The sequence below is a fragment of the Belnapia moabensis DSM 16746 genome (genome assembly GCF_000745835.1).
Lineage (GTDB): Bacteria > Pseudomonadota > Alphaproteobacteria > Acetobacterales > Acetobacteraceae > Belnapia > Belnapia moabensis.
The window spans coordinates 90,078-115,759 of the sequence record NZ_JQKB01000015.1 but is presented as its reverse complement, the minus strand read 5'-3'; the positions used below and the strand labels follow the sequence as shown (position 1 = coordinate 115,759).

Below are 25,682 nucleotides of genomic sequence, written 5' to 3'. Positions count from 1 at the left end.
CGGGGCGGGGGTGGCGCGCCTGTACTATGCCGCGCTCGGGCGGGCGCCGGATGCGGGTGGTTGGCAGGCCTGGACCAGCTACGTGAAGGCTGGCCACTCCGCCTCCGACCTGGCGGCGGCCTTCCCCGCCAGCGTCGAGTTCCAGGCCCGATACCCGAGCGTCGACAATGCCGGCTATGTCAGGCTGCTCTACGAGAACACGCTCGGCCGCGAGCCGGATCAGGGCGGCTACGATGCCTGGCTCGGCTACATGAACGCGGGCCATAGCCGGGTCGAGTTGCTCCAGCTTTTCGCCGACAGCGGCGAGTTCATCAACAAAACCCTGCCCGTCATCGAAGGCGGCATCGCCTTCGCTTGATGGACTACCGCCCCCTCACGGCGCCCGCAGCTTCTCCCGAAGCGTCGCCCCGCGATACTCCGTGCGGAACAGCCCGCGCCGCTGCAGCTCCGGCACCACCAGCCGGCAGAACTCCTCCAGCATCCCCGGCGAGACGGTCAGCCAGATGATGAAGCCGTCGCAGGTTCCGCCGGTGAAGTAGTCCTCCAGCTGGCCGGCGATCGCCGCCGGCGTACCGACCAGCAGGTCGCGCGGCTTGCTGGCCGCCTCGGCGAAGCTCAGCCGCTCCTGCTCCATCAGCTGCAGCACGCGGTCATGCGAGCCGGAGATGCCCTGGTTGCCCTGCGCCCGCGCCACCTCCTCCGCCGTCCGGTGCCGCGAGAGGTCGGCGCCGAGCAGCGAGGAGTTCAGCATCAGCTGCGCCTCCGGCTCGATCAGCGATTGCAGGTAGGCATGCCGCTCCCGTGCGATAGCCTCCGTCTCCCCGGCCACGACGGCGAAGGATGGCAGCATCTTGCAGGCCTCCGGCGGCCGCCCGTACTTCGCCATCCGCGCCTTGATGTTGTCGTGAAAGGCAAAGGTGTCCGCCTTGCTGTGCGGCGTGCAGAAGATCATCTCCGCCCAGCGCGCGGCGAATTCCCGCCCGCGGTCGGAAGCGTCGGCCTGGAGGAAGACCGACCACACCTGCGGCGTGCGCGGGATGCTGAGTGGCCCGCGCGTGCAGACATACTTCCCCTCGTAGTTGGTGTAGCAGACCTTGCCCGGGTCGATGAAGCGGTTGCCCGCCTTGTCGAGCACCAGCGCATCCTCGTCTCAGCTTTCCCAGAGCGCGCAGCAGGCCTCCAGCACCTCGTCGCCGCGGTCGTAACGGAGATGCTTGGGCGGGATGCCGTCCAGCCCAAAATTCCGCGCCTCCAGGTCGGTCGCCGAGGTGACGACATTCCAGGCCGCCCGCCCCTTCGTCAGCATGTCGAGCGAGGCTAGCGTCCGCGCGAGGTAGTAGGGCGTCGAGAAGGTGGTGGAGAGCGTGGCGCCCAGCCCCAGATGCCGCGTCACCCGCGTCACCCGCGCCATGAGGGGCAGGATGGCGAGCGGGTCGAAATAGCTGATCTGCCCGCCGAGCCGCAGATAGGCGTCGAAATTGCCGCCATGGATGTCCGGCAGGCCGGAGGTGTCGGTATCGAAGGACCCCGCCTCCAGCACCCGCGCCAGGTGCTCGTAGCGCTCCGGCTCGAAGATGTCGTGCAGCGGCGAGGCCGGGTGCCGCCAGGCGCCCGGGTGGTTGGCGGTCGGCCCGGTCTTCAGATAAGCGACCAGATGCCTCCGGCGCGGCTTGGTCATGCGGCAGGCCTTTCATCAGGGCCGGCTGGCATTCGCTCCCTCGCCACTATGCGGGCCGGGGCGATGCGGCTCAAGGCCGCACGGCCGGCGTCTCCAGCGCCATTCCCGCCGCCCGTCGCATCAGGAACAGCTCGATGGCGACGTATTCGGGCGCGCCATAGGCATAGGGCTCCGACCGCACCCCCGTCATGCAGTTGCGGAGCCGCCGTTGCAGCGAGCCCATGCCCTGCCATTCCAGCCGGTAGAGCGGATAGCCGGTCGGATGCGCCTCCGGGATCGAGCTGCCGGCCAAATGCCGCCCGGCATTGGCGTCATGGCATTGCGCGCAGGAGAGATCGAGCTGCCCGCGCCGCTCGCGGTACAGCGCCTCGCCGCGGGCCAGCGCCGGTGCCAAGCGCGGATCGTCGGGCGGGCTGATCGGCATCCCGCGCGATTGCAGCCCGATCAGCGCCGCGAGCGCCAGCGCCTCTCCGGAGTCCCGGGCGAAGGGTATGCGATGCTGCCGCGCCTCCTGGCATTGCGCGATCCGCCCCGCGAGGTCGATCGGCGCGCCATCGAAGGCCGGGTAGCGCGCGGCGACGCCTCGCATCCCCGCCACATCGCCATGGCAGCCGGAGCAGCCTGCGCTTTCCCATAGCGCCCGGCCCTCTTCCACCCAGAGCATGCCAGGGTTCGCGCTGTCCTCGCGCTGCATCGCCTGCGTCTCCGGCGACATCAGGGCGAAGCTGGACTCGCGCGCCTCCGCCGTGGCGCCGAGCAGCAGCAGGGCGAGCGCAAGCCGTCTCATGTCACCGTCAGGCTGCGCGTCTCGGTCTGCTCGAAGCCGTTGTCGCCCGTCCAGGTGAAGGCGAGGATGCCGCTCTCCGCCGTCACCAGGCTGAAGCTGAGGAAAGGATTGGCCGCGATCGCCGGCGCCAGCTCCACCGAGAACACCTCCTCGTTGTTGTAGAGGCAAGTGAAGTGCGTGATGATGTCCCGCGGCGCGACGCTGCCATCCGCCCTCGGTCGGTAGCCCGTCTCCATCACATGCTGGATCAGCGTGCGGATTTCGATCACCTCGCCACGCCGGGCGGTACGCGGCAGGTTGATGAGCGCGCGCGCCATCGCCTCAGCCCTCCACGCAGGCAGCGAGCGTCACGATCACCTCCGCACTCGCCGAGCGGAAGCTGCCGTCGCTCATCTCCGCCACCGCCACCAACCGCTGCGAGGTCGCCAGCCGCATCCGCGTCGAGAGCCGCGCCCGCCCGGCCCGTGGCCCAAGCCGGGCGGTGATGACATGCGGCTGCGGATTGCGCTCGTTGAACAGCGCGATGCGACGGACATGCTCCGTCTCCGTCATCGCGCTCTCGACGGCAATGGTGACCGGCACGGTATTCCCGTTCTCGACCAGCGGCGGGATGTCGAGCGCGACGCCGCCCTCCACCGGCTCCGCCCCGCCGGTGAAGCCGAGCACCGCCTCGCGCAACCCCGGCCGCTCCGCCCGCGCCGGCCGGGCCAGCACGACGGCGAGCAGCCCGGCGCCCAACGCGCGGCGTTCAATCCTTGAGCGTGACAAGGAAAGCGACGACATCTTCGATCTCCCCGGCGGCCAGGATCGGCCGCCCCTGCCAGGCCGGCCCGACCCGGACCAGCCCCTCGGTGCGGTAGTAGGAGGGCATGATGGTCTCCGGGTTCAACCGGCGCCCATCGACGAGCCGCAGCCGCAACTGCCCCTCCGTCAGCCGGGCGCCGATGCCGGCCAGGCTCGGCGCCAGGTCGCCCTGGAACCGCTCCTCGGGGAAAGGCCCCGCGTGGCAGAGCAGGCACAGCCCCCGCTGCCGGCTGGTGACGATGACCCGCCCCCGTGCAGCATCGCCCGGCTCGCCGGTGAGGGAAGGCATCCCCTCCTCCGCCCGCGCCCCGCCCGCCAGCAGCAGGACCAGGAGCGCGGCTTTAACCGAAGGCATCCGCCGTGACGGTGCGGAACCAGTCCTCCGCATACCCCGCCTCCGCCGCTCGCACCGCCGTCGGGGCACCAGGCTTGCTGACGCCGCCCGCCCCCGGCACATCCGCCAGCAGCCCGTCCTTCGGCTGGTAGACGCCCGCGATGGAAATGCCGTAGCCCGGCTCCAACAGGCTGTAGCAGGTGTTGATGAGCTTCGGCGGGGCGGGGGCCTCGCCCCGCAGCAGCGCCGCCACCGCCTCGGCGCAGACCCGTGCCTGGGCATTGGCGGCGAAAGCCGATTTCGGCATCGCGCCGGCGATGATCGCATCGCCGATCAGGTGGATGCCCGGCCGCAGCCGCGATTCAAAGCTGACCGGATCGACTGCGCACCACCCGCTGCGATCCGTGAGCCCCGCCGCCTGGGCGATCCGCCCGGCCGATTGCGGCGGGATGATATTGGCCACCGCCGCCTGGTGCTCGCCGAATTCGGTCCGCACCACCCGCGCCGCCGCATCCACCTCCACCACCTTGCCGCCCGAGGAGAGCGGCACCCATTCCAGCAGGCCGGGATAGAGCGCCGCCCAGGCCTCTTCGAACAGCCGCTGCTTGGAGAAGGCATCCTTGGCATCGAGCAGGATGAGCTTCGACCGCGGCTTATGGGTCTTGAGGTAATGCGCGATGAGGCTCGCCCGCTCATAGGGGCCGGGCGGGCATCGGTAGGGATTGGCCGGCGCCGAGAGCACCACCAGCCCGCCATCCTCCATCGCCTCGAGCTGCCGCCGCAGCAGCAGGGTCTGCGGCCCGGCCCGCCAGGCATGCGGCATCGCCTCGGTATCGAGGCCGGGGATGGCATCCGGATGCAACGCGATCCCCGGCGCCATCACCAGCCGGTCGAAGGGGAGGGTGGCGCCATCCGCCAGCACCACCCGCCGCTCCTCGACGGTTCGTGCGGCCTGAACCACCACGGCGATGCCCTCCCGCCGCAACCCGTCATAGCCGAAGCGTTGCGCCTCCATCTCGCGGAGCCCGGCGATGACGGCATTGCTGAAGGGACAGGAGAGATAGGTGGCGTCCCGCTCCACCAGCGTCACCGAGACGCCGAGGCGATGCAACGCCCGCGCCGCCGTCGCGCCCCCAAACCCGCCACCGATAACGACCACCTTCGGCGCCGCCTGCGCCAGGGCGGGCGCGGCCAGCAGCGCCGCGCCGAGCAGCGCCCGCCGCCTCATCGCGGCGCCGCGACCCAGGCGGCGATGGCCCGGATTTCTTCCTCGCTGAAGCCGCGGGCGATGCGGTCCATCACCGTGGGCGATCCCTGGCCCGCCTTGTAGGCCAGCATCGCCCCGGCGATCGCCTCCACCGGCTGCCCGGCGAGGGCCGGCATCCCGCCCCCGCCATGGCAGCCGGCACAGGAGGAGGCCCCCGGCGGAGGCGCCGCCGCGGCCGGCAGCGCTGCCAGGAGGCTAAGCCCTGCGAAGATCCGCATGCTTCAGCGGCAGCTGCCGCACCCGCTTGCCGGTGGCGGCGAAGATCGCATTCAGCACCGCCGGCGCCGCGACGGCGATGGTCGGCTCCCCGACCCCGCCCCAGAAGCCGCCTGAGGGCATTAAGATCGCCTCCACCGCCGGCATCTCCGCCATGCGCATCACCGAATAGGTGTCGAAATTCTCCTGCTCGATCCGCCCCTCGGCCACCGTGCATTCGCCATGGAGCGCCGCGCTCAGCCCATAGACGAAGGAGCCCTCCACCTGCGCCGCGATCTGCTGCGGGTTCACCGCATGGCCCGGATCGGTGGCAGCGGTGATCTTGTGGATTGTCAGGTCGCCTGCCGGGCTGACCGAGACCTCGGCGCAGGCCGCGACATAGCTGCCGAAGCCCATGATCTGGGCGAGGCCGCGCGCCCGCCCCTCCGGCGCCGGCTGGCCCCAGCCGCCGCGCTCGGCGACCGCGTTCAGAACAGCGAGGTGCTTCGGACTGTTCTTCAGAAGAGCCCGCCGGAACTCCAGCGGGTCCTTGCCCGCCGCATGCGCCAGCTCGTCCATGAAGCATTCTACATAGACTGCATTCTGGTTGAGATTCACCCCGCGCCAGAAGCCTGGCGGCACATGCGGGTTGCGCATCGCATGATCGATGAGGATGTTCGGGATGGCATAGCCGAAGGCACCCTCCTCGCCACCCGGGCTGAGCCCCTGGAACACCACCGGGTCCCGCCCGTCGCGGATGTTCTGCGGGAAGATGCCGGCGACGATCGACTGGCCGGAGATGCGCATGGCAAGCCCCGTCAGGTTGCCCTGCGCGTCCAGCGCGCCCGTCAGCTTGCATTGGGTGATCGGGTGGTAGCGCCCGTGGATCATGTCCTCCTCGCGCGACCAGAGCAGCTTCACCGGCGTGCCGGGCATCTGCTTGGCGATGTCGACCGCCTGGCGCACCCAGTCATGCACCGCACCGCGCCGGCCGAAGCCGCCGCCGAGATGGATCTTGTACACCTCGCACTTGTTGGGCGGCAGGCCCGCCGCTTCCGAGGCCGCGGCCAGCGCCGCCTCGCCATTCTGTGTCGGCGTCCAGACCTCGCAGCGCTCCGGCGTCCAGAGCGCCGTGGCGTTCATCGGCTCCATCGTCGCGTGGTTCTGGAAGGGGTAGCCATAGGTGGCCTCCACCCGCTTCGCCGCGCCCGCGATGGCCGCCTTGGCATCGCCCGCGCGGTTGCCGATGGCGGCCTCTGGCGCCTCCAACCCCGCCTTCAACACCTCAGCGATGCTGGCGGAAGATACCTGCGCGTTCGGCCCGTTGTCCCAGGTGATGGGCAGGGCATCGAGCGCCGTCTTCGCCCGCCACCAGGTATCGGCGACGACCGCAACGGCGGTCTCACCCACCGGGACGACCTTCTTCACCCCCGGCATCCCGGCGACCTTGGCCGCGTCGAAGCTCGCCACCTTGCCGCCGAAGACCGGGCAGTCGCGGATGGCCGCATTCAGCATCCCCGGCAGCGTCAGGTCGGCGCCATAGACCTGCTTGCCATTGGTCTTGTCCACCGTGTCCAGCCGCGGCAGCGGCTTGCCGGCGATGGTCCAGTCCTTCGGGTCGCGCAGCGGGATGTCGGTCGGCGGCGTCAGCCGCGCCGCCGCCTCGGCGACCTTGCCATAGGTGGTGGTGCGGCCGGAGGGCGTGTGGGTGATGGTGCTGTTCGCCGCCCGGCACTCCGTCACGGGCACGCCCCAGCCGCGGGCCGCGGCCTCCACCAGCATCATCCGCGCCGCCGCACCGCCCTTCCGCACGACCTCGTGGCTCTCGCGGATGCCGCGGCTGCCACCCGTGGACATGTTCCCCCAAGCGCGATTGCGCGCCAGGTTCTGCCCCGGGGTCGGGTATTCCGTGGAAACCTTCGACCAATCGGCATTCAGCTCCTCGGCCACGAGCTGGGCGAGGCCGGTGAGCGTGCCCTGGCCCATCTCCGAGCGGGCGATGCGGATGATGATGCTGTCATCCGGCTTCACCACCACCCAGGCATTGACCTCGGGTGAGGTGGCGCCCTGCGCTGCCCCCTGAGGCGCGACCCCTTGGGCGCCCGCCTCCGGTACGCGGATGCCGAGGGTGAAGGCCCCGAGCGCCGCCGAGACCTGGAGGAAGCCGCGGCGATTCAGGCTTGCGATCTGGTTCATCCCCGCCCCCTCAGCCATTGGCCTGGTTGCCGCCGGCCGCCTGCTTGATGGCGGCCTGGACGCGGTTATAGGTGCCGCAGCGGCAGATATTGGTGATCTCGCCGCGGATATCGGCATCGCTCGGCTTCGGATTGGCGGCGAGCAGGGCGGCGGCCGCCATGATCATCCCCGACTGGCAGTAGCCACATTGCGGCACGTCGAGCGCCACCCAGGCCCGTTGCAGGGGGTGGCTGCCATCGGGCGAGAGCCCCTCGATGGTGACGATCTTCTGGTTCTCGTCGAAGGCCGAGACGGGCGTCGAGCAGGAGCGGGTGGCGACGCCGTCCACATGCACGGTGCAGGCGCCGCACTGGGCGACGCCGCAGCCGTACTTGGTCCCGGTCAGCCCCACCTGCTCGCGGATCGCCCAAAGGAGGGGCGTGTCGTCCTCAACCGCAATATCGACGACGCGCCCGTTGATGTTGAGCCTGGCCATCCCGCCCTCCCCCAGCTTTCGCCGATCAGCCTAGCGGGGGAGGTGGCGCGGGGCCAGGATGTTGCAACGGGACGGTCAGGCCGCCGCTTCGGTCACCGCCACATAAGGCAGGCGCTTCACCCGGTCCATGTTCATGCCCTCGATCCGCAGCAGCCGGGTCGGGCCGTCGCGGCGGGGGGCGTGCAGCTCGCCCGGCTCGTAGAGATAGGCATCGCCTGGCTGTAGCGAGTAGTCGCGCACCGGCTTCGCCTTGCCAGGCGTGCTCTCGGTCGGGCGGGCGAGGCATTCGTAGTCAGTCATGATCGTCTCGCCCTCGGCCTGGCCGTAGATCGCCCAGGAGGGGCCGTGGTCATGCGGCGTGCTGCTCTTCGCCCCGACATAGGCATGGGCGAGGATGGCGAAACCGAGCTCCGGATCCTCATAGATGACCTTCCGCTCCGGCGTGCCCTCGGGCAGGATCGAGGCGACGAATTCGCGGTCCTGCAAGGCCTTCTGCACCAGCTCGCAGACCGCGACCCGCCCCTCGGTGCCGGGATGGGACTTGAGGGCGGCGTGGCAATCGGCGGCGAATTGCTCGAGCGTCAGGGCCATGGCCTGGCCTCCTTGCGTGTGATGGACCGATGGACGGTAATCCCCGCGCCGGTGGTGTCAACCGCGCCGGTCCCGGCCGGCGATTGCGACAATGCGATGAAACATCAGCCTGGAAGCCGCCCCACCCGTGTACGGCATGGGCGGGCCCGCCATAATCTTCGGCCCCGATCGCAGACCGCAGGGTACCCGCATGACTGACCCCCGCCTCGCCCGGATCGAGGAGCTGCTGACGCTCAAGGCCGACGGCCAGTACGGCCTCGCCGAGATCAACCAGCGCCAGCACGCGCTGCAATCCGCTTGGCTGGCGGAGCGGCAGGGCTGCCCGCCCGCGCTGATCGCCGCCGCGCTGATGCACGACATCGGCCACCTGGTTCACGACCTCGGCGAGAATCCTGCGGCCGAAGGCATCGACGACGAGCATGAGGCGATGGGCCACGCCTTTCTCATCCGCTGGTTCGGGCCGGAGGTGACGGAGCCCGTCCGCCTCCATGTCGCCGCCAAGCGCTACCTCTGCGCGACGGAGAGCGACTATTTCGGCAAGCTCGCCCCGGATTCCGTACGCAGTCTGGAGCTGCAAGGCGGCCCGATGTCGGCCGAGGAAGTCGCCGCCTTCCGCGCCATCCCTGAAGCGGACGCTGCCGTCCAGCTCCGCCGCTTCGACGAGCAGGCCAAGGTGAAGGGGCTCGAGACACCCCCCGTCACCCACTTCATGCCCTACGTCGCCGCCTGCATCCGTCAGCCCGGATAGGTCTGCGCCCGGATCGCCGAGAGCCAAGGCAGTTCCATCCCCTCGGGCGAGACGAGAACGGTCTCCACCTCGTCCTCCAGCAGCCGGTGCAGCAGCGCCCCGGTGCAGCGCTCGCCCGGCAACCCGTCCTGCGGCGGATCGACGACGAAGGAGGCGGGCGGCGCCCAGGCATAGCGCACCGCGCCTCGCTGGAAGCCGTGATGCAGGTGCAGATGCCCCGAGGCCACCAGCCGCAGCCTGGGATGCTCCAGCACCGGCGCCAGCGCCGCCCGCGCATGGGGCGGCACCGACCAGTAATCGAAGGTCGGATCCCCTGGCTCGGTGATGAAGACCGGCTTGTGCAGGAAGAGCGCGATCCGCCGCTCCGTCGCCGCCGCCTCGGCGATGAAGCCGGCCTGCACCTCCTCGTCCGGCAGGCCCGTCCCCATGATCTCGGTATCGAGGCCGACGATCCGCCAGCCCGGCACGTCCCGCATCCACCAGTCCGGCCCCGCCACGCGCCGAAAGCGTTCGAGCCGCGCCGCATCCACCGGCTGCGCCGGCATGGTGCGCGGGTGGCTGCCGACATCGTGGTTGCCGGGGATGGCGAGCAGCGGCGCCGGAAAGCCCCGCAGCGTCTCCACCGCGAGGGCCAGATCCTCCTCCCGGTCCGCCCCGTCCAGCGACAGGTCGCCGCTGGCGATCAGCAGATCGGGCTTCGCCGCCTCCGCCCACTCCCTCAGCCGCGCCAGGTTCTCGCGAAACAACCCGTTTCGAGGCGCGAGATGCGCGTCCGAGACTTGCAGGATGGTGGTCATCAGGTTCCCCGCCGTGGCAGCAGCCGGCGCACCTCGGCCGCCATCTCGGGCAGGACCTGCTCCGGCGTCGCCCGTTGTTCCACGATGCGCGCCGTGTTGTCGACGATCACCTGCGTCACCCGCACGCTGTTGGCACCGGGGAAGGCATACCACGGGATCGAGATCGGCACCTGCTTCACCGCCGTCGTGTAGAGCGGATTGTCGCGGTAGAACTCGCCGAGCCAGCGTGGATCGTCGATGGCGATCTGGTTCATCGGGATGTAGCCGGTGTTCCGCGCCATCAGCGCCGTACCCTCGGGGCTGGTCGAGAAGCGGAGGAATTTCCACGCCGCCTCGCGCTTCGCCGGGTCCTTCGCCGTCAGCATCCCCGCCGCGCCGCCGGTCGGCAGCCGCCCCTTCTCGGCATCGATGACCGGCATCGGCCCGGTGCGCAGCTCGAAATTCCGGCCGACCTGCTGGATTGCCCCGCGCAGCACCGCCGTCGTCCAGTACATCATCCCGAGCTTGCCGGCGGCGAAGGCCTGCTGCGCCGCATCCGTGGTGAGATTGGGCATGCCGCCCTCCTTCACCATGCGGTCGATCAGCCTGAGGCTCTCCAGCCCCTCGCGCCCGGCGAAGCCGATATCGCGCTCATCCTCGGTCAGCATCCGTCCGCCATGGCCGAAGAGCAGGGCGGAGAACATCCAGTCATCGCCCATCCAGCGATAGAACATGCCCTCCGTCCCATCGCCGAGCGCCTTGATGCGGCGGGAAAGCGCGATATGCCCGTCCCAGTCCGTCGGCATCCGGTCCGGGTCGCCGCCAGCACGCCGCACCAGATCCGCATTGTAGAAGCAGACGGGGTTGGAAGCGGCGAAGGCCAGCCCCGCCTGGAACCCGCCGAAATGTCCGAGCGCCAGCAAGTTCGGCGCATAGCCGAGCGAGGCCGGGTCACCCTCCGCCGTCAGCAGCGGCATCAGATCCTGGGCGATGCCGCGCTCGGCGAAGAGCCGCAGCCGGTTGAAGCCTTGATAGGTGAGGTCCGGCATCCGCCCCACCGCCTGCTGCCGCAGGATGAGCTGCATGCCCTCCTCGTAGTTCGGCGTGGTGACGAACTCGACCTGGATGTTCGGCTCGCGCTTCGCGAAGACCGCCGCGATCGCGTCGTAGCTCTCCTTGTAGATGAAAGGCTGCGCGTAATGCACTGTGATGGAAACCGGCGCCTGCGCCCGGCCGATACGCGGCGCGGCAAGCGCCATGGTGCCGAGCGCGAATGCCGCGCGGCGAGTGAGCAAGGCCATGATCGTCTCCTTCTGTCAGCCTTTGAGTCCGGTAGTGGCGATGCCTTCCACGAAGCGGCGTTGCGCCAGCAGGAAGGCAAGGACGAGCGGCAGCGTCATCAGCACGGCCGCCGCCATCATCGCGCCGAAATCGTCGCCCGCTTCCTCAGAGCGGAAATAGAGGACGCCGAGCGCCGGCGTCGCATGCTCATGCCCCTGCACGACGATCAGCGGCCAGAACAGGTCGTTCCAATGGCTGACGACGGAGAAGATGGCGAAGGCCGTCGCCGCCGGCCAGGCATTGGGCAGCACCACGCGCCAGACGATCGACCATTCCCCCATCCCGTCCAGCCGCGCCGCATGCAGCAGGTCGTCCGGCAGCGCACTGAAGAACTGGCGGAACAGGAAGATGGCGAAGGCCGAGATGGTGAAGGGCGCGATCAGCGCGGTGTAGCTGTCGAGCAGCCCCATCCCGCTCGCCGCCACATAGAGCGGCAGCGCCGGCACATGCGGCGGCACCAGCAGCCCGAGCATCACCGCGCCGAAGGCGATCCCCCGCCCCGGGAAGCGCAGCTTCGCCAGCGCATACCCCGCCGGCACCGCGAAGAGCAGCTGGAAGAGGAGGATGCCGCCGCAGACGACGACGCCGTTCCAGAGGTAGTGCAGCACCGGCACGCGGGCCAGCACCTTGCCGTAATTCTCGGCCGCCGCGAATTGCTCCGGCCAGATCGAGAGCGAGGCGCGGAAGATCTCGCTCACCGGCTTCACGCTCGCCGCTACCATCCAGAGATAGGGCATCAGCACCAGCGCACCGAGCAGCGCCAGCACCGCGATCCGCGCCCTCATGCGTAATGCACCCGCTTGTCCAGCACCCGCGTCTGCACCCACATCAGCGCCAGCACCACGGCGAGGAAGACAAGAGTGATCGCCGCCGAATAGCCGAGCCGCAGATAGGTGAAGCCCTGCTGGTACATGGTGAAGAGCAGCACCTCGGAGGCCTTGTTCGGCCCGCCCTGCGTCAGCACCGCCACCGTGTCGAAGACACGGAGCGAGCGGATCATGCTGATGGTCAGCACGAAGAGCGTCGTCGGCCCGAGCAGCGGCCATGTCACCAGCCGGAAGCGGTCGAACCCGCCCCGCGCCCCATCCACCTCGGCGGCGGCATAGAGCTCGCGCGGAATGGCGGTGAGACCCGCCATGAACAGCACCATGTTGAAGCCGATGCTCTCCCAGACGCCGATGGCGGCGAGGCTCAGCAGCACGGTATCGGAGGAGGACAGCCAGAAGGGCGTCCCCACCCCCATTGCCCGCAGCGCCGCATTCACCGGCCCGATGGTCGGATGCAGCAGGTACTGCCAGGCCGCCGCCATGGCGACCGTAAGCGAGACGACGGGCAGGAAGAACACGGCCCGGAAGAAGGCCCGCCCCCTGGCCCCCGCCTCCACCAGCAGGGCGAGCCCGAGGCCGCCGAGAATGGAGACCGGCGTCACCAGCCCGACATAGACCAGCGTGTTCCGCACCGAGACGCCGAAGCCCCGGTCCGCCAGCATCTCGCGGAAATTATCGAGCCCGATCCAGCCGAGCGCCGTCGCCCCCAGCTCGTAATCGGTGAAGGCCAGCAGCACCGTCGCCAGCGTCGGCAGGAGCAGCAGCAGCAGATAGGCGATGCCCGCCGGCAGCGTCATCAGCGCCCCGGCCAACGCCTCTCCGGCAAGCCGCTTCACGCCGGCACCAGCCCGGCATCCGCCCGCGCCGCCACCCGCCGGCCATCGGCGCCGAACAGCAGCGCCCGCCCCGGCGCGAAGCCGAGCCTGAGCGCCGCCCCCGGCTGCAACCCCTCCCGCGCCTCCGGCTCCAGCCGGGCGACCAGCGCCGCCCCATCCGGCACATGCCGCGCATGCAGCAGCAGCCCGTCGCCGAGGAATTCCAGATGCTCGATCGCCACCGGCAATCCCTTCGCCGCCGGCCGCAGCGCCTCCGGCCGCAAGGCGAGCGTCAGCGCCCCGCATGCCTCCGCCCGCAGGCCGGCAGGCACCCCCGCGACGCGCACCCGCCCCTCTGCATCCGCTTCCGCCGCCAATGTGTTGATGCGCGGCGAGCCGATGAAGCCCGCGACCCGCAGATCGGCCGGATCGGCATAGATCGCCTCAGGCGTGGCCACCTGCAGCAACTCGCCGCCCATCATGACGGCGACCTTGTCCGCCATGGTCAGCGCCTCGGCCTGGTCATGCGTGACATAGAGCGTGGCGACGCCCGCTGCCCGATGGATGTCGACGATCTCCCGCCGCGTCTGCACGCGCAGCGCCGCATCGAGGTTGGAGAGCGGCTCGTCCATCAGGAAGGCCGCCGGCCGGCGCACCACCGCCCGCGCCAGCGCCACCCGCTGCCGCTGCCCGCCGGAAAGCTGCCCCGGCCGCCGGTCCAGCAGCGGCTCGAGCCCCAGCGGCGCCGCCGCCCGACGCACCTCATCGCCGATCGACGCCCGCTTCCTCCGTGCCCCCGGCAGCAGCCGCCCGAGCAGCGGCAGCCGCTCCAGCACCGAGAGCCGCCGCATCGCCAGCGGCACGGCGATGTTCTCCCGCACCGTCAGATGCGGGTAGAGCGCATAGGACTGGAACACCATCGCTATGTCCCGCTCCGCCGGCCTGAGCCGCGTCACGGCTCGCTCGTTGATCACGATCTCGCCGGCATCCGCCGTTTCAATCCCGGCGATGATGCGCATCAGCGTCGTCTTGCCGCAGCCCGACGGTCCGACCAGCGCCACGAATTCCCCGGGCTCGACCGCGAGCGACACGCCCCGCAACACCGGCGTGGCACCAAATCCTTTGACCACTCCAGTGATGGTGATGCCTGCCACGCCGGCCCCTTCGTCTCGATTGCGGGGCGGCTCTAGTGGGCTCCGATGACAATGGCGTTCCGGATTTGTGAAAAATCCATGTCGCCCGGCTTGACCCGCCCCATGGATGGGATGAGTTTTCCGTGTCGGATCACGGATGCTGCATGGACCGCCGAGCCCCGCCTCGCTCCAGCCTCTACCGCGCCCATCGCCTGGTCGCCCGTGGCGCCGCGCCGCAGGGCTGGACGGTTGCCATCCACCCGCCCGATGGCCAGCCGCGGGCGGTCCTGCGCAACACGGTGCCCGCCGGCCTCGCCATCCTCATCGAGGAGGCGAAGCACCAGGTCGACCGCCGCCTCGACGGTGCCGACTGGCAGCGGGAGCCGTAGCACTCCCTGTCCAGGCCCGCTTCCGCATTGCGGGGCGACAAAGGGCGCCCCCCTTACGCCGCCGCCATCCGCGCTCCGCGCGCCTCCAGGTCGGCAAGGCCCGCTGCATCCTTCACTTCCATCCGTCCCAGCGCGAGCACCAGCCCGGCATGACGGCGCAGGGTGGTGCGGCGCCTCGGATTCCGCTCCACCTCATGCACACGCCGCAAGGTGTCCACCATGCGGATCAGTACGGCTGAGGAGCCTCCGCTGTTCTGACGGATCATATGGAACATGGCATCGCAGAGGCCGTCGTAATCGGTGACGTGCCGCAGGAGCACGCTCTGGTCCCCGCGGCACAGCACAGGGGCGGGCATGCGCCGCATTGCAACCTCGCAAAGCGTCGCGCCGAGGCGGTCCAGCACCACCATCGCGGTGAAAGGGTCGTTGATGCCGGGCGACAGGGCGCGAACGGCGACCTCCACCATCTGACGGACGGCGAATTCTAGGTCCTGCACGGCCGCCTGCCGGTCCCCGGTCAGCGCCGCCGCCTCGAAGGCCTCCTCGGCCGAGCGGCTCGCCTCGGCCGGCGCCCGGCCTTGCGGGAGGAGAACCTCGCCGACCGCCGCCCCCGGGAACAGGTAATCGCCCGTCCTGACATGCAGCCGCAGTACGGCGCCGCACGAGGCCGCCCAGTCCGCAAGCGCATCCTCGTCGAGGGTGCGCAGGAAGCCGGCGCGCGGGTAGCGCAGCGGCACCGCTGGAACACCAGCTTCCGTCGCCGCCACACCCGGCCTGTCGGCCTCCTCGCCCTGCTCGAGGCTGGTGACGGCATCCATCAACTCCGCATGGACCAGGCCGATCACGGTATCGATGTTGATGCTGTTGGCGACATGGTGGACGAACCAGACCAGGGCACCGACGCAGAGCAGCGCCAGCACGAGCGCCCCGGTGATGCCGAGATGCGGCACGAAGGCCTGTTCCTGAACGGAGCGCACCGTGCGCAGCAGCATCAGGGCATAGGCGAAGGTGCCGAGAAAGATGCCAAGCACCCACTGGTTACCCGGGTCCCGGATGAAGTGGCGCAGCAGGCGCGGCCCCATCTGGCCCGAGGCGAGCGACAGCGCGGCGACGGTGATGGAGAATACGGTGCCGGCCACCCCGATGGTGGAGGTGGCGACGGCACCGAGCAGGGCCCGGGCCCCGGCCTCGCCGCCGGCATAGATCCAGCCCGCACTCGCCCAGTCGCCCGCGATGCCGGCCCGCTCGGCCCTGGCCATCAGCTCGCCGAGCAGGACGCCCAGGGTTACCAGGAAGGCAGGGCGCAGCCAGAACAGATCGCCCAGTCCCTCCAGCCAGCCGCGCAGCCTGGATGTCATCGGCGCCTCGTCCCCGGACCCGTTTCGCACTCCACTATGAGGGGGGTGGCCCGACGCGGCCAGGGACCGCGTCGGCGAACGGACGACGCCCGCGCCTCAGCTCCCGATCTCGCCGCCGCCCTTCCGGGTGATGGCGATGACGGAAGGCCGCGGCGGCGTGCCCTCCTGGAAGTCCGGCCAGCGGGTGCTCGGCCGCTCGAAGCTGCTGCCCGGGTCCTCGCCGGGATGCTGGATGGCGAGGAAGATCGTCTCCCCATCCGGCGTGAAGCACGGCCCGCAGACTTCCGCCCCGGTCGCCGCCTGGTAGAAGAGCCGCGGCAGCGCCCGCCCATAGCCGCTGGTATCTGCGGCATAGAGCCCATCCGCCACGCCCGCCGCCGCCGGCGCGCCGTCGGTCGCGATCCACATCCGCCCATGCTTGTCGAAGGCGCAATTGTCGGGGCAGGAGAGCCAGCCCTGGTCGCTCGTCGCCCGGTGGTAGCGCGCGCCCGCATCGACGCCCGGCTTGCCGGCGAGGAGGAAGATTTCCCACCTTCCCGTCGCCGCCGCATGATCGACGCGCCCCGTCCCGGCGCCGGGCGGGGTGATCTCCACCACATGCCCGTGGTCGTTGCTCGGCCGTGGGTTGGCGGCGTTCAGCCGCTGCGCCGTGCGGGAGCCGTTGTTGGTCAGCATGGCATAGACGCGGCCCGTCGCCGGGTTCGGCTCCACATCCTCCGGCCGGTCCATCGGCGTAGCACCCAGCAGGTCCGCCGCCCGCCGCGTCTCGATCAGCACATGGGCCTGCGAGGCGAAGCCATTCGCCGCTGTCAGCGGCCCCTCGCCATGCACCAGCGGCAGCCAGACCAGCGTGCCGTCGTCCTGGAAGCGGGCGACATACAGCGTGCCCTCGTCCAGCAGGTCGCGGTTGGCCGCGGCATCGCCCGCAACGAAGGGCCGCGCCGTGACGAATTTGTAGATATACTCGTAGCGCTCGTCATCGCCCATGTAGATGACGACGCGCCCGTCCGCGCTGATCGCATGGGTGCAAGCCTCGTGCTTGAAATGCCCGAGCGCCGTCCGCTTCACCGGCACCGAGGCCGGGTCGTAGGGATCGAATTCCACCACCCAGCCGAAGCGGTTCGGCTCATTCGGCTCGCGGTCGAGGTCGAAGCGCGGCTCGTAGCGCGGCCAGGCGTAGTTGGCCTGGGCGATGATGCCGTAGCGCCTGTAGTGGTCCCTCTGCGCCCCCGTCTCCGCCGCCGCGCCGCCGAAATAGACGTTGAAATTCTCCTCCGCCGTCAGGACCGTGTCCCAGGGCGTGTTGCCGCCGGCGCAGTTGTTGAGCGTGCCCAGCACACGCGTGCCCGTCGGGTCGGCATTGGTCTTCAGCCGGTCATGCCCCGCCGCCGGGCCGCTGATCCGCATCGGCGTCGTGGCGGTGATGCGCCGGTTCAGCCGCCCGTCCCGCACCGGCGCCCAGCGCCCGTCCTGCCGGCGGATCTCGACGACGGAGAGGCCATGCGCCGCCTGCTCCACCGCCGCCTGCTCGGCGCTCGCCTTCTGCGCCGCGGCGCGGCCGGCGCCGAGCCCGGCGAACATCAGGTTGGTGTTGGTATATTCGTGGTTGACCACCAGCAGCCCGTGGTCGCTCGCCCTCGACCCGCGCGGCAGCGGGAAGAAGTCGAGATAGTCGTTGTTGTAGCCGAATTGCTGCGCCTGGGCCGCGGCCGTCTGCGCCGCCGGGTCGAAGGGCGGGGCGTCGGCCAGCACCGGGTCGCCCCAGCGGATCACGGTCTGGATCTCGTAGCCCTCGGCCACCGCGTCACGCTGGCTCAGCCGGTGACTGAGCTCGCCGAAGCCGAGGCTCGATGGCCCCGCCGCCTCGGCGAGGGCCGGCCCGGCGGCGGCCAGCGCTGCGGCGGCGGCCGTCGCCCCGGCCAGTACCCCGCGGCGCGAGAGCCGGCGCTCCGCGATCTCCACCAGGGTCTCGCGCGGCGCCGGGTTGCTGCCGATATCCTCGATCTCGATGAAGTCCGGCACGGTGTCTCTATCCCTTGCAATCCTGGCGCTTCAGCTAGTCCCGGCCAGGGAAAGCAGAATGACGCCTCGATGAAGCTTTTACGTCATTCCCATGGCCCTTGCCGGGCGGCCCGCCTCGGTTACACTCCGCGCTCCCGAGGAGTGAGCGAGACGCATGGCGGCACCCCGCATCGTGCTGGTGGAGGATGACGGCTTCCAGCGCCAGCTGGTCACCGACTACCTATCCCAGCACGGGCTGCGCCCGGTGCCCGCCGCCTCCGGCGCCGAGCTCAAGCGCATGGCCGAGCAGGCGATGCCGGACCTCGCGATCCTCGACGTCCAGCTCGGCGAGGCGGAGGACGGCTTCGCCCTAGCACGCTGGCTGCGCGGCCGCTCGGCGCGCATCGGCATCTTGATGCTGACCTCGGCGGGCGACATGGTGGACCGCGTCGTCGGCCTCGAATCCGGCGCCGACGACTATGTCACCAAGCCCTTCGAGCCGCGCGAGCTGCTCGCTCGCGTCCGCGCCCTGCTGCGCCGCTCTGCCGGCGCCGCCGCCCCGCCGCCGGCCAAGGTTTCCGAGGTCCGCGTGGGCACCTGCATGCTGGACCTGGAGCGCCGCCTGCTGGTCCGCCCCGACGGCAGCGAGGATGCGCTGACCGCCAGCGAGTTCGACCTGCTGAAGCTCTTCGTCAGCCACCCCAACCGACCCCTGACGCGCGACTGGCTGCTCGAATCCAGCTCCCACCGCGAGGCGGATGCCTTCGACCGGGCGATCGACAACCGCATCCTCCGTCTCCGCCGCAAGCTGGAGGCTGACCCTGCCAAGCCCGAGGCGATCCGCAGCGTCCGCGGCGTCGGCTACATGTTCGTCCCACCGCGGGATTGAGGCTGGAGCGTGATCGCCGCAGGCCGGAACGGCCGGAGGCGTGAATCACGCGATCAGGTAACAGCGTTGAGGCTGCGATCGGCGGATCGCAGCCTCAACGCGCCGCCAGCAACGGCCGCAGCACGTCGATGACGCCGCCGAGGGTGATCTGCGTCCCCACGCAGAGCATCAGGAAGGCCGCCAGCCGCGACACCACCCGCGCCCGCGCCTCGCCGAGCAGCCCGGTCAGCCGGTCCGCCGAGGAATAGGCGAGCCACACCGTCACCGCGACGGCCACCGCCGCCGCTGAAACCCCGGCGAAGAAGGGCAGGATCGCCCCGATGCCGCCCGGCGGCCGGTTGGCGCCGAGCGCGACCGCGACAGAGATGGTGCCTGGCCCCGTGGTGAAGGGCATGGTCAGCGGGAAGAAGGCATCGTCCGCCGCACCGGTCGCCTCGCCCGCCTGCTCCTGCTTGCGCGCCTCGATCGTCTCGGGCGCCATCAGCAGGCTCCAGGCCCGCACAGCCACCACCAGCCCGCCGGCGATGCGCAGCGCCGCCAGCGAGACGCCGAAGAACTCCAGCACATAGGCGCCGAGCCAGAGCGCCCCGAGCATCATCATCGCGGCATAAAGGCCGATCCGCTTGGCCAGCAGCACCCGCTCCGCATGGCTGCGGCCGGCCGTCACCTCGCTGAAGACCAGCGCGGCGCCGATCGGGTTCACGATGGAGAAGAGCGCTGAGAAGGCGAGGACGAAGCTCTGCACCCCATTGCCGAAATCGGGCATGTCAGGCGGCGCGCATCGGTAGGGCAGGGAGCATCGCCCTGCATACCATGCCGCACCCCTGGCGCTACAACCCGGCCCGCGCCGCCTTCAGCGTCCGCGCCAGCAGTGTCTCCATCCCCTCCACCGCCTGCCGCGCCGCCGCCAGCTCGCCCTCGCGCGCCAGGCTCTCGACGCGCGCCGCCTGCTCCGCCAACAGCCTTGCGCCGACCATGTGCGAGGCGCCCTTCAGCCGGTGCGCCGTGCCCGCCAGCCGGTCCGGCTCCGCCGCTGCCGCCAGCACCGCCACCTCCTGCTGCGCATTGGCGGCGAAGCTGTCGAGGATGCCCGCCAGCCGCCCCGCATCCGCCCCGAACAGCCCGCGCAGCGCCTCCGGGTCGAACAGCGCGCCGCTCACCGTATCCTCCCCCGTCGCCGTCCCCTCCGGTGCCAGCTCAGGCAGCCAGCGGCCGAGGGTGCGCGCCAGCGCATCGAGCGAAACGGGCTTGGACAGGAAGCCGTCCATCCCCGCCGCATAGCAGCGTGCATCCTCGCCCTTCAGCGCATCCGCCGTCACCGCCACGAGGCCGGTACGCGGCAGTCCCTCAATCGCCTCTTCCTCGCGGATGCGCCGCGCCAGGCCGAAGCCGTCGAGCTCCGGCATGTGCAGGTCGAGCAGCAGGATGCCGTGCCGCCGCGCCTGCCAGAGCTTCAGCGCCGCCGCCCCGTCCTCCGCCACGTCGGCGCTGAGGCCGAGCACCTCAAGCTGGCGCAGCAGCACTTCCCGGTTCACCGGATGGTCGTCCGCCACCAGGAGCCGCGGCAGCCCTTCGAGCGTCTGCGGCACCGCCGCCGGGATGGAGACCGCCGCCTCCGCTGCCTCCCCTGCCGCCGCCGGGGCGAGCAGCAAGGTCACGGTGAAGCGGCTGCCCCGTCCCGGCGTGCTCTCCACCGTGACGTCGCCGCCCATCAGCTGCGCCAGTCGCCGGACGATGGACAGCCCGAGCCCCGTCCCGCCGAAGCGCCGCGTGGTCGAGCTGTCGGCCTGGGCGAAGGGCTGGAACAGCCGCAGCTGCGCCGCCGCATCCATCCCGATCCCGCTGTCCTCCACCGCCAGCACCACCTGCACCCGCCCGTCCGGCTCCGGCCGCGTATCCGCCATCACCCGGACGAAGCCGCGCTCGGTGAATTTCAACGCATTGCCGAGCAGGTTGAAGAGGATCTGCCGCACCCGCGTCGGGTCGCCCGTCACCCAGTCCGGCCCCGGCCCCGCCGGGTCGGTGAACAGGGCAAGCCCCTTGGCGCGGGCCTGCGGCGCCAGCGTCTCCACCATGCCGTCCACCAGGCTGCGCAGGCTGAAGGGCAGGGCCTCCACCTCCAGCCGCCCGGCATCGATCTTCGAGAAGTCGAGGATGTCGTCGATGATGCGGAGCAGCGACTGCGCGCTCTCCCGCATCACCGCCAGCGCCCGGCCCTGCTCGGCCGAGAGGCCGGAGCGCTCGAGGATTTCCATCATCCCGAGCACGCCGTTCATCGGCGTGCGGATCTCGTGGCTCATGGCGGCGAGGAAGGTCGCCTTGGCCCGTGCCGCCGTCTCGGCCGCGTCGCGCGCCGCCTCGGCTTCGCCCTTGGCGGCCAGCGCCGCCTGCTCGTTGAGCTTCAAGGCCGTCATGTCCCGGCAGGTGGCGAGGATCTGGCCGTTGGGGAGGGTGCGGAACTGATTCTCCACCCATTTGCCGTTCGGCATCAGGCGCAGCGGCATCGGCCCTTCGCTCGCCTTCACGGTCGCCCAGCGCTCCTCCACCACCTCGTCCTCCGGCCGGTCGAAGCCGAAGTCGCCGTGGCGGTAGCGCCAGCGCTGCACCGCCTGGTGCGAGGAGCCGCGCTGCATCAGCTCCTCCGGCAGGCCGAAGAGGGCAGGGGCCTTGCCATTGGTCTCGACGATGGCGCCATCCGGGTCGAGCAGGATCACCGCATCCTGCAGCCCGTCCAGCACGCGGCGGAGCAGGGCGCGCTCCGCCTCCAGCGCCTCCTCCTGGTCCTTGAGGCGCGTGATGTCGCGGAAGCAGGTCAGCAGCCCGCCATCCGGCAGGGGCAGCATGTTGAACTCGATCCAGTAGCCGCCGGCGGTCTTGCGGACGTAGCGGTTGCCGCCCGGCTGCAGCATGGCCTGGGCGCGCTCCTCCACCAACGCCTCGAGCGCCACCGGGTCCTCGGGCGGTGGCCCGAAATCGCCGCGCAGGGCCTGGAAGCGGAGGATATCCCGCCCGCTCGCGCCCGGATGCGCGATCTCCGGCGGCAGGCGGAGGAAGTCCATGAGCTGCCGGTTGGCGATGCGCCAGCGGTAGTCCTTGTCATACAACATGACGCCATCGGCCAGGTTGTCGATGACGGTGCGCAAGGTCGCCCGCTCGGCCTCCAGCGCCAGGGCGCTCTCGCGCATCTCGGTGATGTCGCGGGCGACGATGTAGAGCTTGCCGTCCGGCTGCGGATGGTAGTGCAGCTCGATCCAGCGGCCATTGGCGAAGCGCTGTGCAATCCGCTTGTGGCCGGGCGAGGTGAGGGCCAGCCAATGCATGGCGACCTCGGCATCCTCCGGCCGATCGTGACCGAAATCGCCGCGGCGGACCATGTAGCGCAGCGCATCCTGGAAGCGTGCGCCCGGCTCGCCGAATTCCGCCGGCAGGCCGAGCACCGCCTCCTCATGCCCGTTGGATTCGAGCAGCGTGCCATCGGCATCGAACAGCATCACCGCATCGCTGAGATTGGCGAGCAGGCGGCGGGCCTGGGCGCGCTCCGCCTCCAGCGTCGCCTGCGCCTCCTTCAGCGCGGTCACGTCGCGGATGATGATGAGCAGGTGGCCGTCCAGACGCGGCCAGAAATTATACTCCGCCCAGACGCCGCTCGGCATCAGTGCGGTAAAGGTGAGATCGCCGGAAGACAGGATCTCGGCCCGCCGCCGGGCGACGAACTCGTCCTCCGTCTCGGCGAAGCCGTAATCGCCGCGCCGGTACATATGGCGCAGCACCTCCTGATGGGTGCAGCCCGGCTGCACCAGCTCCGGCGGCAGGTCGAGCAGTCGGCCGGAGCGGTCGGTATTCTCGAGGATCACCCCATCGGGGTCGAGCAGCACGACGCAATCGGTGACGTAGCGCAGCAGCAGCTCGGTGCGGCCGCGCGCCTCGGCCAGGTTCTCCTCCGCCTCGCGCTGCCAGGTCACGTCGCGCAGCAGGCCGAGGCGGCTGCCATCGGCCAGCACCTCCACCTCCACCTCGATCCGCCGCTCATCCGGCGTGGTCCAGCGGGCGGTGCCGCCAGCCGGGGCCTTGAAGGGGGCGAGGGCGGCATCGAGCGCCGGCCCCGCCGAGGGGCCGAGCAGCATGTCGAGCCGCTGCCCGCGGAAGGGCCGCATCGTCAGCCCCAGCACCGCGGCGAGGGCCGGGTTGGCGAGGCGCAGCGTCTGGTCCGGCTCGAACACGGCGATGCCGGCCTTCATCTGCCGGAGCAGGGCAGGGAGCAGCAGCGAGGCCTCGGCGGGGTCCATCAGATCCTGCGTCGGGGCATGGTCGGGCATATCCGGCATAGGACGCCTTATGCGTCTCATCGCAGTCCCATAGTCGCGGAAGAATTGTCGCGTCTGTCGCACGGCCCCGGAATCAGCCGGCGACTCGCCGCAGGAGCCGGCCCGACCGGGCCTCGGTGGCGCCACCCGCCCCGGTATAGGCCGTCTGCCCATTGACCCAGACCTCGGCGATCCCCGCCGCCGGCTGCCGCGGCTCGGCGAAGGTGGCGCGGTCGGCGATGGTCGCCGGGTCGAACAGCACGAGGTCGGCAAAGGCCCCCGGCGCCAGCACCCCGCGCCCCTCGAGGCCGAAGACCGCCGCCGGCCGCCCCGTCATCTTGTGGATGGCCGCCTCCAGCCCGAACAAGCCGAGATCGCGCCCGTAATGCCCGATCACCCGCGGGAAGGTCCCCCAGAGCCTCGGATGCGGGTGCTCCGCCAGCGGCCCGCCATCGCTGCCGATCATCGCCATCGGGTGGGCCATTATCCGCTGCACATCCTCCTCCGCCATGTTGTGGAAGATGCCGCTGGCCGGCAGCAGCCGCGCCACGGCCCCCTCCAGCGAGAGGCCCCACTCCACTGCCACCTCGTCCAGCATCCGCCCCGCCATCTCGGGGTAGGGGAGGGAGGTGGCGATCCTGACCGGCACATCCGCCCGCGGCTTCCGCGCGGCGAGCGAGGTGGAGGCGGCGGCGTAGGGATAGACGTCGAAGGCCACCGCCTGCCTCTTCGCCCCCGCCTCGATCGCCGCCAGCGTCTCCACCGAGCGGCCATGGTTCTCCGGCAAGGCGCATTTGTGGTGGCTGATGACCACCGGCACCCCCGCCGCCGCACCGATCGAGAGCGTCTCCTCGATGCTCTCCAGCACCCCCTCCGCCTCGTTCCGCATATGGGTGACGTAAAGCCCGCCATAGCCGCGCAGCGCCTCGGCGACCGCGATCACCTCCTCCGTCGGCGCATGCTTGCTCGGCGCATAGAACAGCCCGGTCGAGAGCCCCGCCGCCCCCTCCGCCAGCGCCTCGGCGAGCCTGCGCCGCATCGCCTCCGCCTCGCGGTCGGTGGCCGGCCGGTCGAGGTCCCGCCCCATCGCCCCGAGGCGCAGCGACATATGCCCGATCAACGCCAGCGTATTGACCGCGGCCGGGTCCCGCCGCAGCCGCTCCGCATAGGCGCCGAAACTATCGAAGATCCACCATTCCGGCGCACAGACCTGGTCGAGCGGCGCCGGCGGCCGCTCCGCCATCGGCACCGGCGAGAGGCTGATGCCGCAATTGCCGACCACCACCGTGGTCACCCCCTGCGAGGTCTTGCACATCATGCATTGCGGCCCGCAGAGCACCGCCTGGTCGTCATGCGTATGCGCGTCGATGAAGCCCGGCGCCACCGCCCGGCCATCGGCCATCACTTCGCGGTCCGCGCCCGTCCCGGAGAGGTCGCCGATGGCCGCGATCTGGTCGCCGGTGACGCCGATATCGCCCCGCCGCGCCGGGGCGCCGGTGCCGTCGATCAGCGTCGCGTCGCGGATGATCAGGTCGCAGCGCAGGCCCATGGTGGTCACTCCCAAGGCGGTGAGCTTGGCGCGCCGCCCCGGGGCTGCCAAGCTGCCGCGATCCGGGAGCTGCGCCACGGGCCGCTATGCCTTCCGGGGCGTGCGAAGGAGCCGAGGACGAGCATGCAGCCACGCGACCGCGCCGCCTACTCCGCCATCGTGGACCGCCCGCCGCTCCGCCTGCCCGGCGATGCGCGGATCGTCGTCTGGACCATCGTCACCCTCGAGGTCTGGGACATCGGCAAGCCCATGGCCCGCCAGGTTCTCCCCGCCCCGACCGGCCAGGTGCTGCTGCCCGACGTGCCGAACTGGTCCTGGCACGAATACGGCATGCGCGTCGGCGTCTGGCGCTTCTTCAAGCTCTACGAGCGCCTCGGCATCGCCCCCACCCTCTCGATCAATGCCCGCGTCTGCGAGGATTACGAGCGCGTCGCCCGCCAGGCGCTGGAGGCCGGCTGGGAGTTCATGGGCCATTCCTGGGAACAGGGGCCGATCCACAAGGAGCCCGACCAGCGCGCCATGATTCATCGCTCGATGGATGCGCTGGAGCGCTTCACCGGCACCCGCCCCGTCGGCTGGCTTGGCCCGGGCCTGACCCAGACGCTGGAGACGCCGGAGCTGCTGGCCGAGGCCGGCGTGCAGTATATCGGCGACTGGGTCTATGACGACGAGCCGACCACCATCCGCACCGACAAGGGCCCGCTCGTCACCCTGCCCTATACGGTGGAGCTGAACGACATCCCCATGATGCTCGTCCAGCACCACGAGAGCGACTACCTGCTGAAGCGCGCCATCGACCAGTTCGACCGGCTCTACGAGGAAGGGGCGGAGCGGGCGAAGATCATGTCCATCGCCATCCATCCCTACATCTCAGGCCAGCCGCACCGGATCCGGTATCTGGAACGATTCTACGAGCATGTGGCGAAGCATGGCGGCGTGCTGCATTGGAACGGTGTGCAGCTACTGGATTGGTACAGGTCCCAGGCCCCGGCCTGAGGCCGGCCTCAGAAGCCCGCTGCCCATTCCCCATCACCACCGGACCGACGCCGGTCGGACTTCATCCTGGACGCATAGGCATCCCGCCCATGCCGCCGTTTCCTGTCCATGACGAGGCAGTAGCCCAGGAAAGCGAGAATGAGGACGAGGTAGGTCGCGAAGCCGAAAGTAAAGAGAGGAATCAGCGGTGCCATCTTGATCTCCGTTCCGAGACCCATTTTTGAAACGG

The 25,682-nt window shown here is 70.5% G+C and carries 25 protein-coding genes and 1 pseudogene; 5 read left to right on the top strand and 21 right to left on the bottom strand.

Annotated features, from left to right (window positions below; all coding sequences use genetic code 11):
- On the top strand, nucleotides 1-358 hold a 358-nt coding region (locus tag EP26_RS12435; RefSeq protein ID WP_157033513.1), incomplete at its 5' end, for a DUF4214 domain-containing protein.
- Nucleotides 359-373: 15 nt separating this feature from the next.
- Here EP26_RS12435 and EP26_RS37440 read toward each other — a convergent pair.
- From EP26_RS37440 to EP26_RS12385, 10 genes and pseudogenes are all read right to left on the bottom strand, one after another.
- Nucleotides 374-1,678 (bottom strand): annotated as a pseudogene (locus tag EP26_RS37440) (NtaA/DmoA family FMN-dependent monooxygenase).
- Nucleotides 1,679-1,748: 70 nt separating this feature from the next.
- A complete protein-coding gene (soxA, locus tag EP26_RS12425) occupies nucleotides 1,749-2,465 on the bottom strand; it encodes a sulfur oxidation c-type cytochrome SoxA (RefSeq protein ID WP_043338882.1) in 717 nt (238 codons plus the stop codon).
- On the bottom strand, nucleotides 2,462-2,782 hold the full coding sequence (soxZ, locus tag EP26_RS12420; protein WP_043338881.1) for a thiosulfate oxidation carrier complex protein SoxZ: 321 nt from the start codon (nucleotides 2,780-2,782) through the stop codon (nucleotides 2,462-2,464). The genes soxA and soxZ overlap by 4 nt, the downstream gene beginning before the upstream one ends.
- A gap of 4 nt (nucleotides 2,783-2,786) precedes the next feature.
- Nucleotides 2,787-3,248 (bottom strand): SoxY-related AACIE arm protein, encoded by a 462-nt coding sequence (locus tag EP26_RS12415; RefSeq protein WP_043338880.1) that lies wholly within the window; start codon nucleotides 3,246-3,248, stop codon nucleotides 2,787-2,789.
- Complete coding sequence (gene soxX, locus EP26_RS12410; RefSeq protein WP_043338879.1) at nucleotides 3,214-3,624, bottom strand: sulfur oxidation c-type cytochrome SoxX; 411 nt, start codon at nucleotides 3,622-3,624, stop codon at nucleotides 3,214-3,216. The genes EP26_RS12415 and soxX overlap by 35 nt, the downstream gene beginning before the upstream one ends.
- Complete coding sequence (locus tag EP26_RS12405) at nucleotides 3,611-4,831, bottom strand: NAD(P)/FAD-dependent oxidoreductase (protein WP_157033511.1); 1,221 nt, start codon at nucleotides 4,829-4,831, stop codon at nucleotides 3,611-3,613. Before EP26_RS12405 ends, soxX begins: the two co-directional genes overlap by 14 nt.
- Complete coding sequence (locus EP26_RS12400; protein ID WP_043338878.1) at nucleotides 4,828-5,088, bottom strand: c-type cytochrome; 261 nt, start codon at nucleotides 5,086-5,088, stop codon at nucleotides 4,828-4,830. The genes EP26_RS12405 and EP26_RS12400 overlap by 4 nt, the downstream gene beginning before the upstream one ends.
- A complete protein-coding gene (locus EP26_RS12395) occupies nucleotides 5,066-7,261 on the bottom strand; it encodes a xanthine dehydrogenase family protein molybdopterin-binding subunit (protein WP_043338877.1) in 2,196 nt (731 codons plus the stop codon). The genes EP26_RS12400 and EP26_RS12395 overlap by 23 nt, the downstream gene beginning before the upstream one ends.
- Before the next feature lie 10 nt (nucleotides 7,262-7,271).
- A complete protein-coding gene (locus EP26_RS12390; protein ID WP_043338876.1) occupies nucleotides 7,272-7,736 on the bottom strand; it encodes a (2Fe-2S)-binding protein in 465 nt (154 codons plus the stop codon).
- 75 nt (nucleotides 7,737-7,811) lie between these two features.
- Nucleotides 7,812-8,327: a cupin domain-containing protein gene (locus tag EP26_RS12385; protein ID WP_052389104.1), complete on the bottom strand. Its 516-nt coding sequence runs from the start codon at nucleotides 8,325-8,327 to the stop codon at nucleotides 7,812-7,814.
- A gap of 190 nt (nucleotides 8,328-8,517) precedes the next feature.
- On the opposite strand from EP26_RS12385, the gene EP26_RS12380 reads away from it, so the two are divergent.
- On the top strand, nucleotides 8,518-9,075 hold the full coding sequence (locus EP26_RS12380; protein ID WP_043338906.1) for a phosphonate degradation HD-domain oxygenase: 558 nt from the start codon (nucleotides 8,518-8,520) through the stop codon (nucleotides 9,073-9,075).
- Here the strand turns inward: EP26_RS12380 and EP26_RS12375 are convergent.
- The 5 genes from EP26_RS12375 to EP26_RS12355 are packed head-to-tail and all read right to left on the bottom strand — an operon-like array spanning nucleotide 9,063 to nucleotide 13,988.
- Nucleotides 9,063-9,872 carry a metallophosphoesterase family protein gene (locus EP26_RS12375; RefSeq protein ID WP_043338905.1) on the bottom strand — a complete coding sequence of 270 codons (810 nt, stop codon included), beginning with the start codon at nucleotides 9,870-9,872 and terminating at the stop codon, nucleotides 9,063-9,065. The two genes, EP26_RS12380 and EP26_RS12375, sit on opposite strands and share 13 nt — an antisense overlap.
- The gene (locus tag EP26_RS12370; protein WP_043338875.1) at nucleotides 9,872-11,152 is read right to left on the bottom strand and encodes an ABC transporter substrate-binding protein; all 1,281 of its coding nucleotides are present in this window, start codon (nucleotides 11,150-11,152) and stop codon (nucleotides 9,872-9,874) included. The genes EP26_RS12375 and EP26_RS12370 overlap by 1 nt, the downstream gene beginning before the upstream one ends.
- A gap of 15 nt (nucleotides 11,153-11,167) precedes the next feature.
- The gene (locus tag EP26_RS12365; RefSeq protein ID WP_043338873.1) at nucleotides 11,168-11,977 is read right to left on the bottom strand and encodes a carbohydrate ABC transporter permease; all 810 of its coding nucleotides are present in this window, start codon (nucleotides 11,975-11,977) and stop codon (nucleotides 11,168-11,170) included.
- A complete protein-coding gene (locus EP26_RS12360; protein WP_043338872.1) occupies nucleotides 11,974-12,855 on the bottom strand; it encodes a carbohydrate ABC transporter permease in 882 nt (293 codons plus the stop codon). Before EP26_RS12360 ends, EP26_RS12365 begins: the two co-directional genes overlap by 4 nt.
- Nucleotides 12,852-13,988, bottom strand: a complete 1,137-nt coding sequence (locus EP26_RS12355; protein WP_043338871.1) for an ABC transporter ATP-binding protein — start codon at nucleotides 13,986-13,988, stop codon at nucleotides 12,852-12,854. Before EP26_RS12355 ends, EP26_RS12360 begins: the two co-directional genes overlap by 4 nt.
- A gap of 143 nt (nucleotides 13,989-14,131) precedes the next feature.
- On the opposite strand from EP26_RS12355, the gene EP26_RS12350 reads away from it, so the two are divergent.
- On the top strand, nucleotides 14,132-14,356 hold the full coding sequence (locus tag EP26_RS12350) for a hypothetical protein (RefSeq protein WP_043338870.1): 225 nt from the start codon (nucleotides 14,132-14,134) through the stop codon (nucleotides 14,354-14,356).
- A gap of 53 nt (nucleotides 14,357-14,409) precedes the next feature.
- Here the strand turns inward: EP26_RS12350 and EP26_RS12345 are convergent, their stop codons facing one another.
- Nucleotides 14,410-15,714, bottom strand: coding sequence for a DUF2254 domain-containing protein (locus tag EP26_RS12345; RefSeq protein WP_043338868.1), 1,305 nt, complete (start codon nucleotides 15,712-15,714; stop codon nucleotides 14,410-14,412).
- A 96-nt stretch (nucleotides 15,715-15,810) separates the two neighbouring features.
- Complete coding sequence (locus EP26_RS12340; protein WP_043338867.1) at nucleotides 15,811-17,736, bottom strand: PhoX family protein; 1,926 nt, start codon at nucleotides 17,734-17,736, stop codon at nucleotides 15,811-15,813.
- Nucleotides 17,737-17,890: 154 nt separating this feature from the next.
- Between EP26_RS12340 and EP26_RS12335 the strand changes: the two genes are divergently transcribed.
- Nucleotides 17,891-18,604, top strand: a complete 714-nt coding sequence (locus EP26_RS12335) for a response regulator (protein WP_043338866.1) — start codon at nucleotides 17,891-17,893, stop codon at nucleotides 18,602-18,604.
- Between the two features lie 94 nt (nucleotides 18,605-18,698).
- Here the strand turns inward: EP26_RS12335 and EP26_RS12330 are convergent, their stop codons facing one another.
- The 3 genes from EP26_RS12330 to EP26_RS12320 form a co-directional block, all read right to left on the bottom strand.
- Nucleotides 18,699-19,370, bottom strand: a complete 672-nt coding sequence (locus EP26_RS12330; protein ID WP_043338865.1) for a MarC family protein — start codon at nucleotides 19,368-19,370, stop codon at nucleotides 18,699-18,701.
- Between the two features lie 64 nt (nucleotides 19,371-19,434).
- The gene (locus EP26_RS31900; protein WP_052389102.1) at nucleotides 19,435-22,929 is read right to left on the bottom strand and encodes a PAS-domain containing protein; all 3,495 of its coding nucleotides are present in this window, start codon (nucleotides 22,927-22,929) and stop codon (nucleotides 19,435-19,437) included.
- Between the two features lie 73 nt (nucleotides 22,930-23,002).
- Nucleotides 23,003-24,535, bottom strand: a complete 1,533-nt coding sequence (locus EP26_RS12320; RefSeq protein WP_245624381.1) for an N-acyl-D-amino-acid deacylase family protein — start codon at nucleotides 24,533-24,535, stop codon at nucleotides 23,003-23,005.
- Between the two features lie 45 nt (nucleotides 24,536-24,580).
- On the opposite strand from EP26_RS12320, the gene EP26_RS12315 reads away from it, so the two are divergent.
- On the top strand, nucleotides 24,581-25,453 hold the full coding sequence (locus EP26_RS12315; RefSeq protein WP_043338864.1) for a polysaccharide deacetylase family protein: 873 nt from the start codon (nucleotides 24,581-24,583) through the stop codon (nucleotides 25,451-25,453).
- Nucleotides 25,454-25,461: 8 nt separating this feature from the next.
- Here the strand turns inward: EP26_RS12315 and EP26_RS12310 are convergent, their stop codons facing one another.
- A complete protein-coding gene (locus tag EP26_RS12310; RefSeq protein ID WP_157033510.1) occupies nucleotides 25,462-25,647 on the bottom strand; it encodes a mitochondrial import receptor subunit TOM20 in 186 nt (61 codons plus the stop codon).
- Between the last annotated feature and the right edge of the window lie 35 nt (nucleotides 25,648-25,682).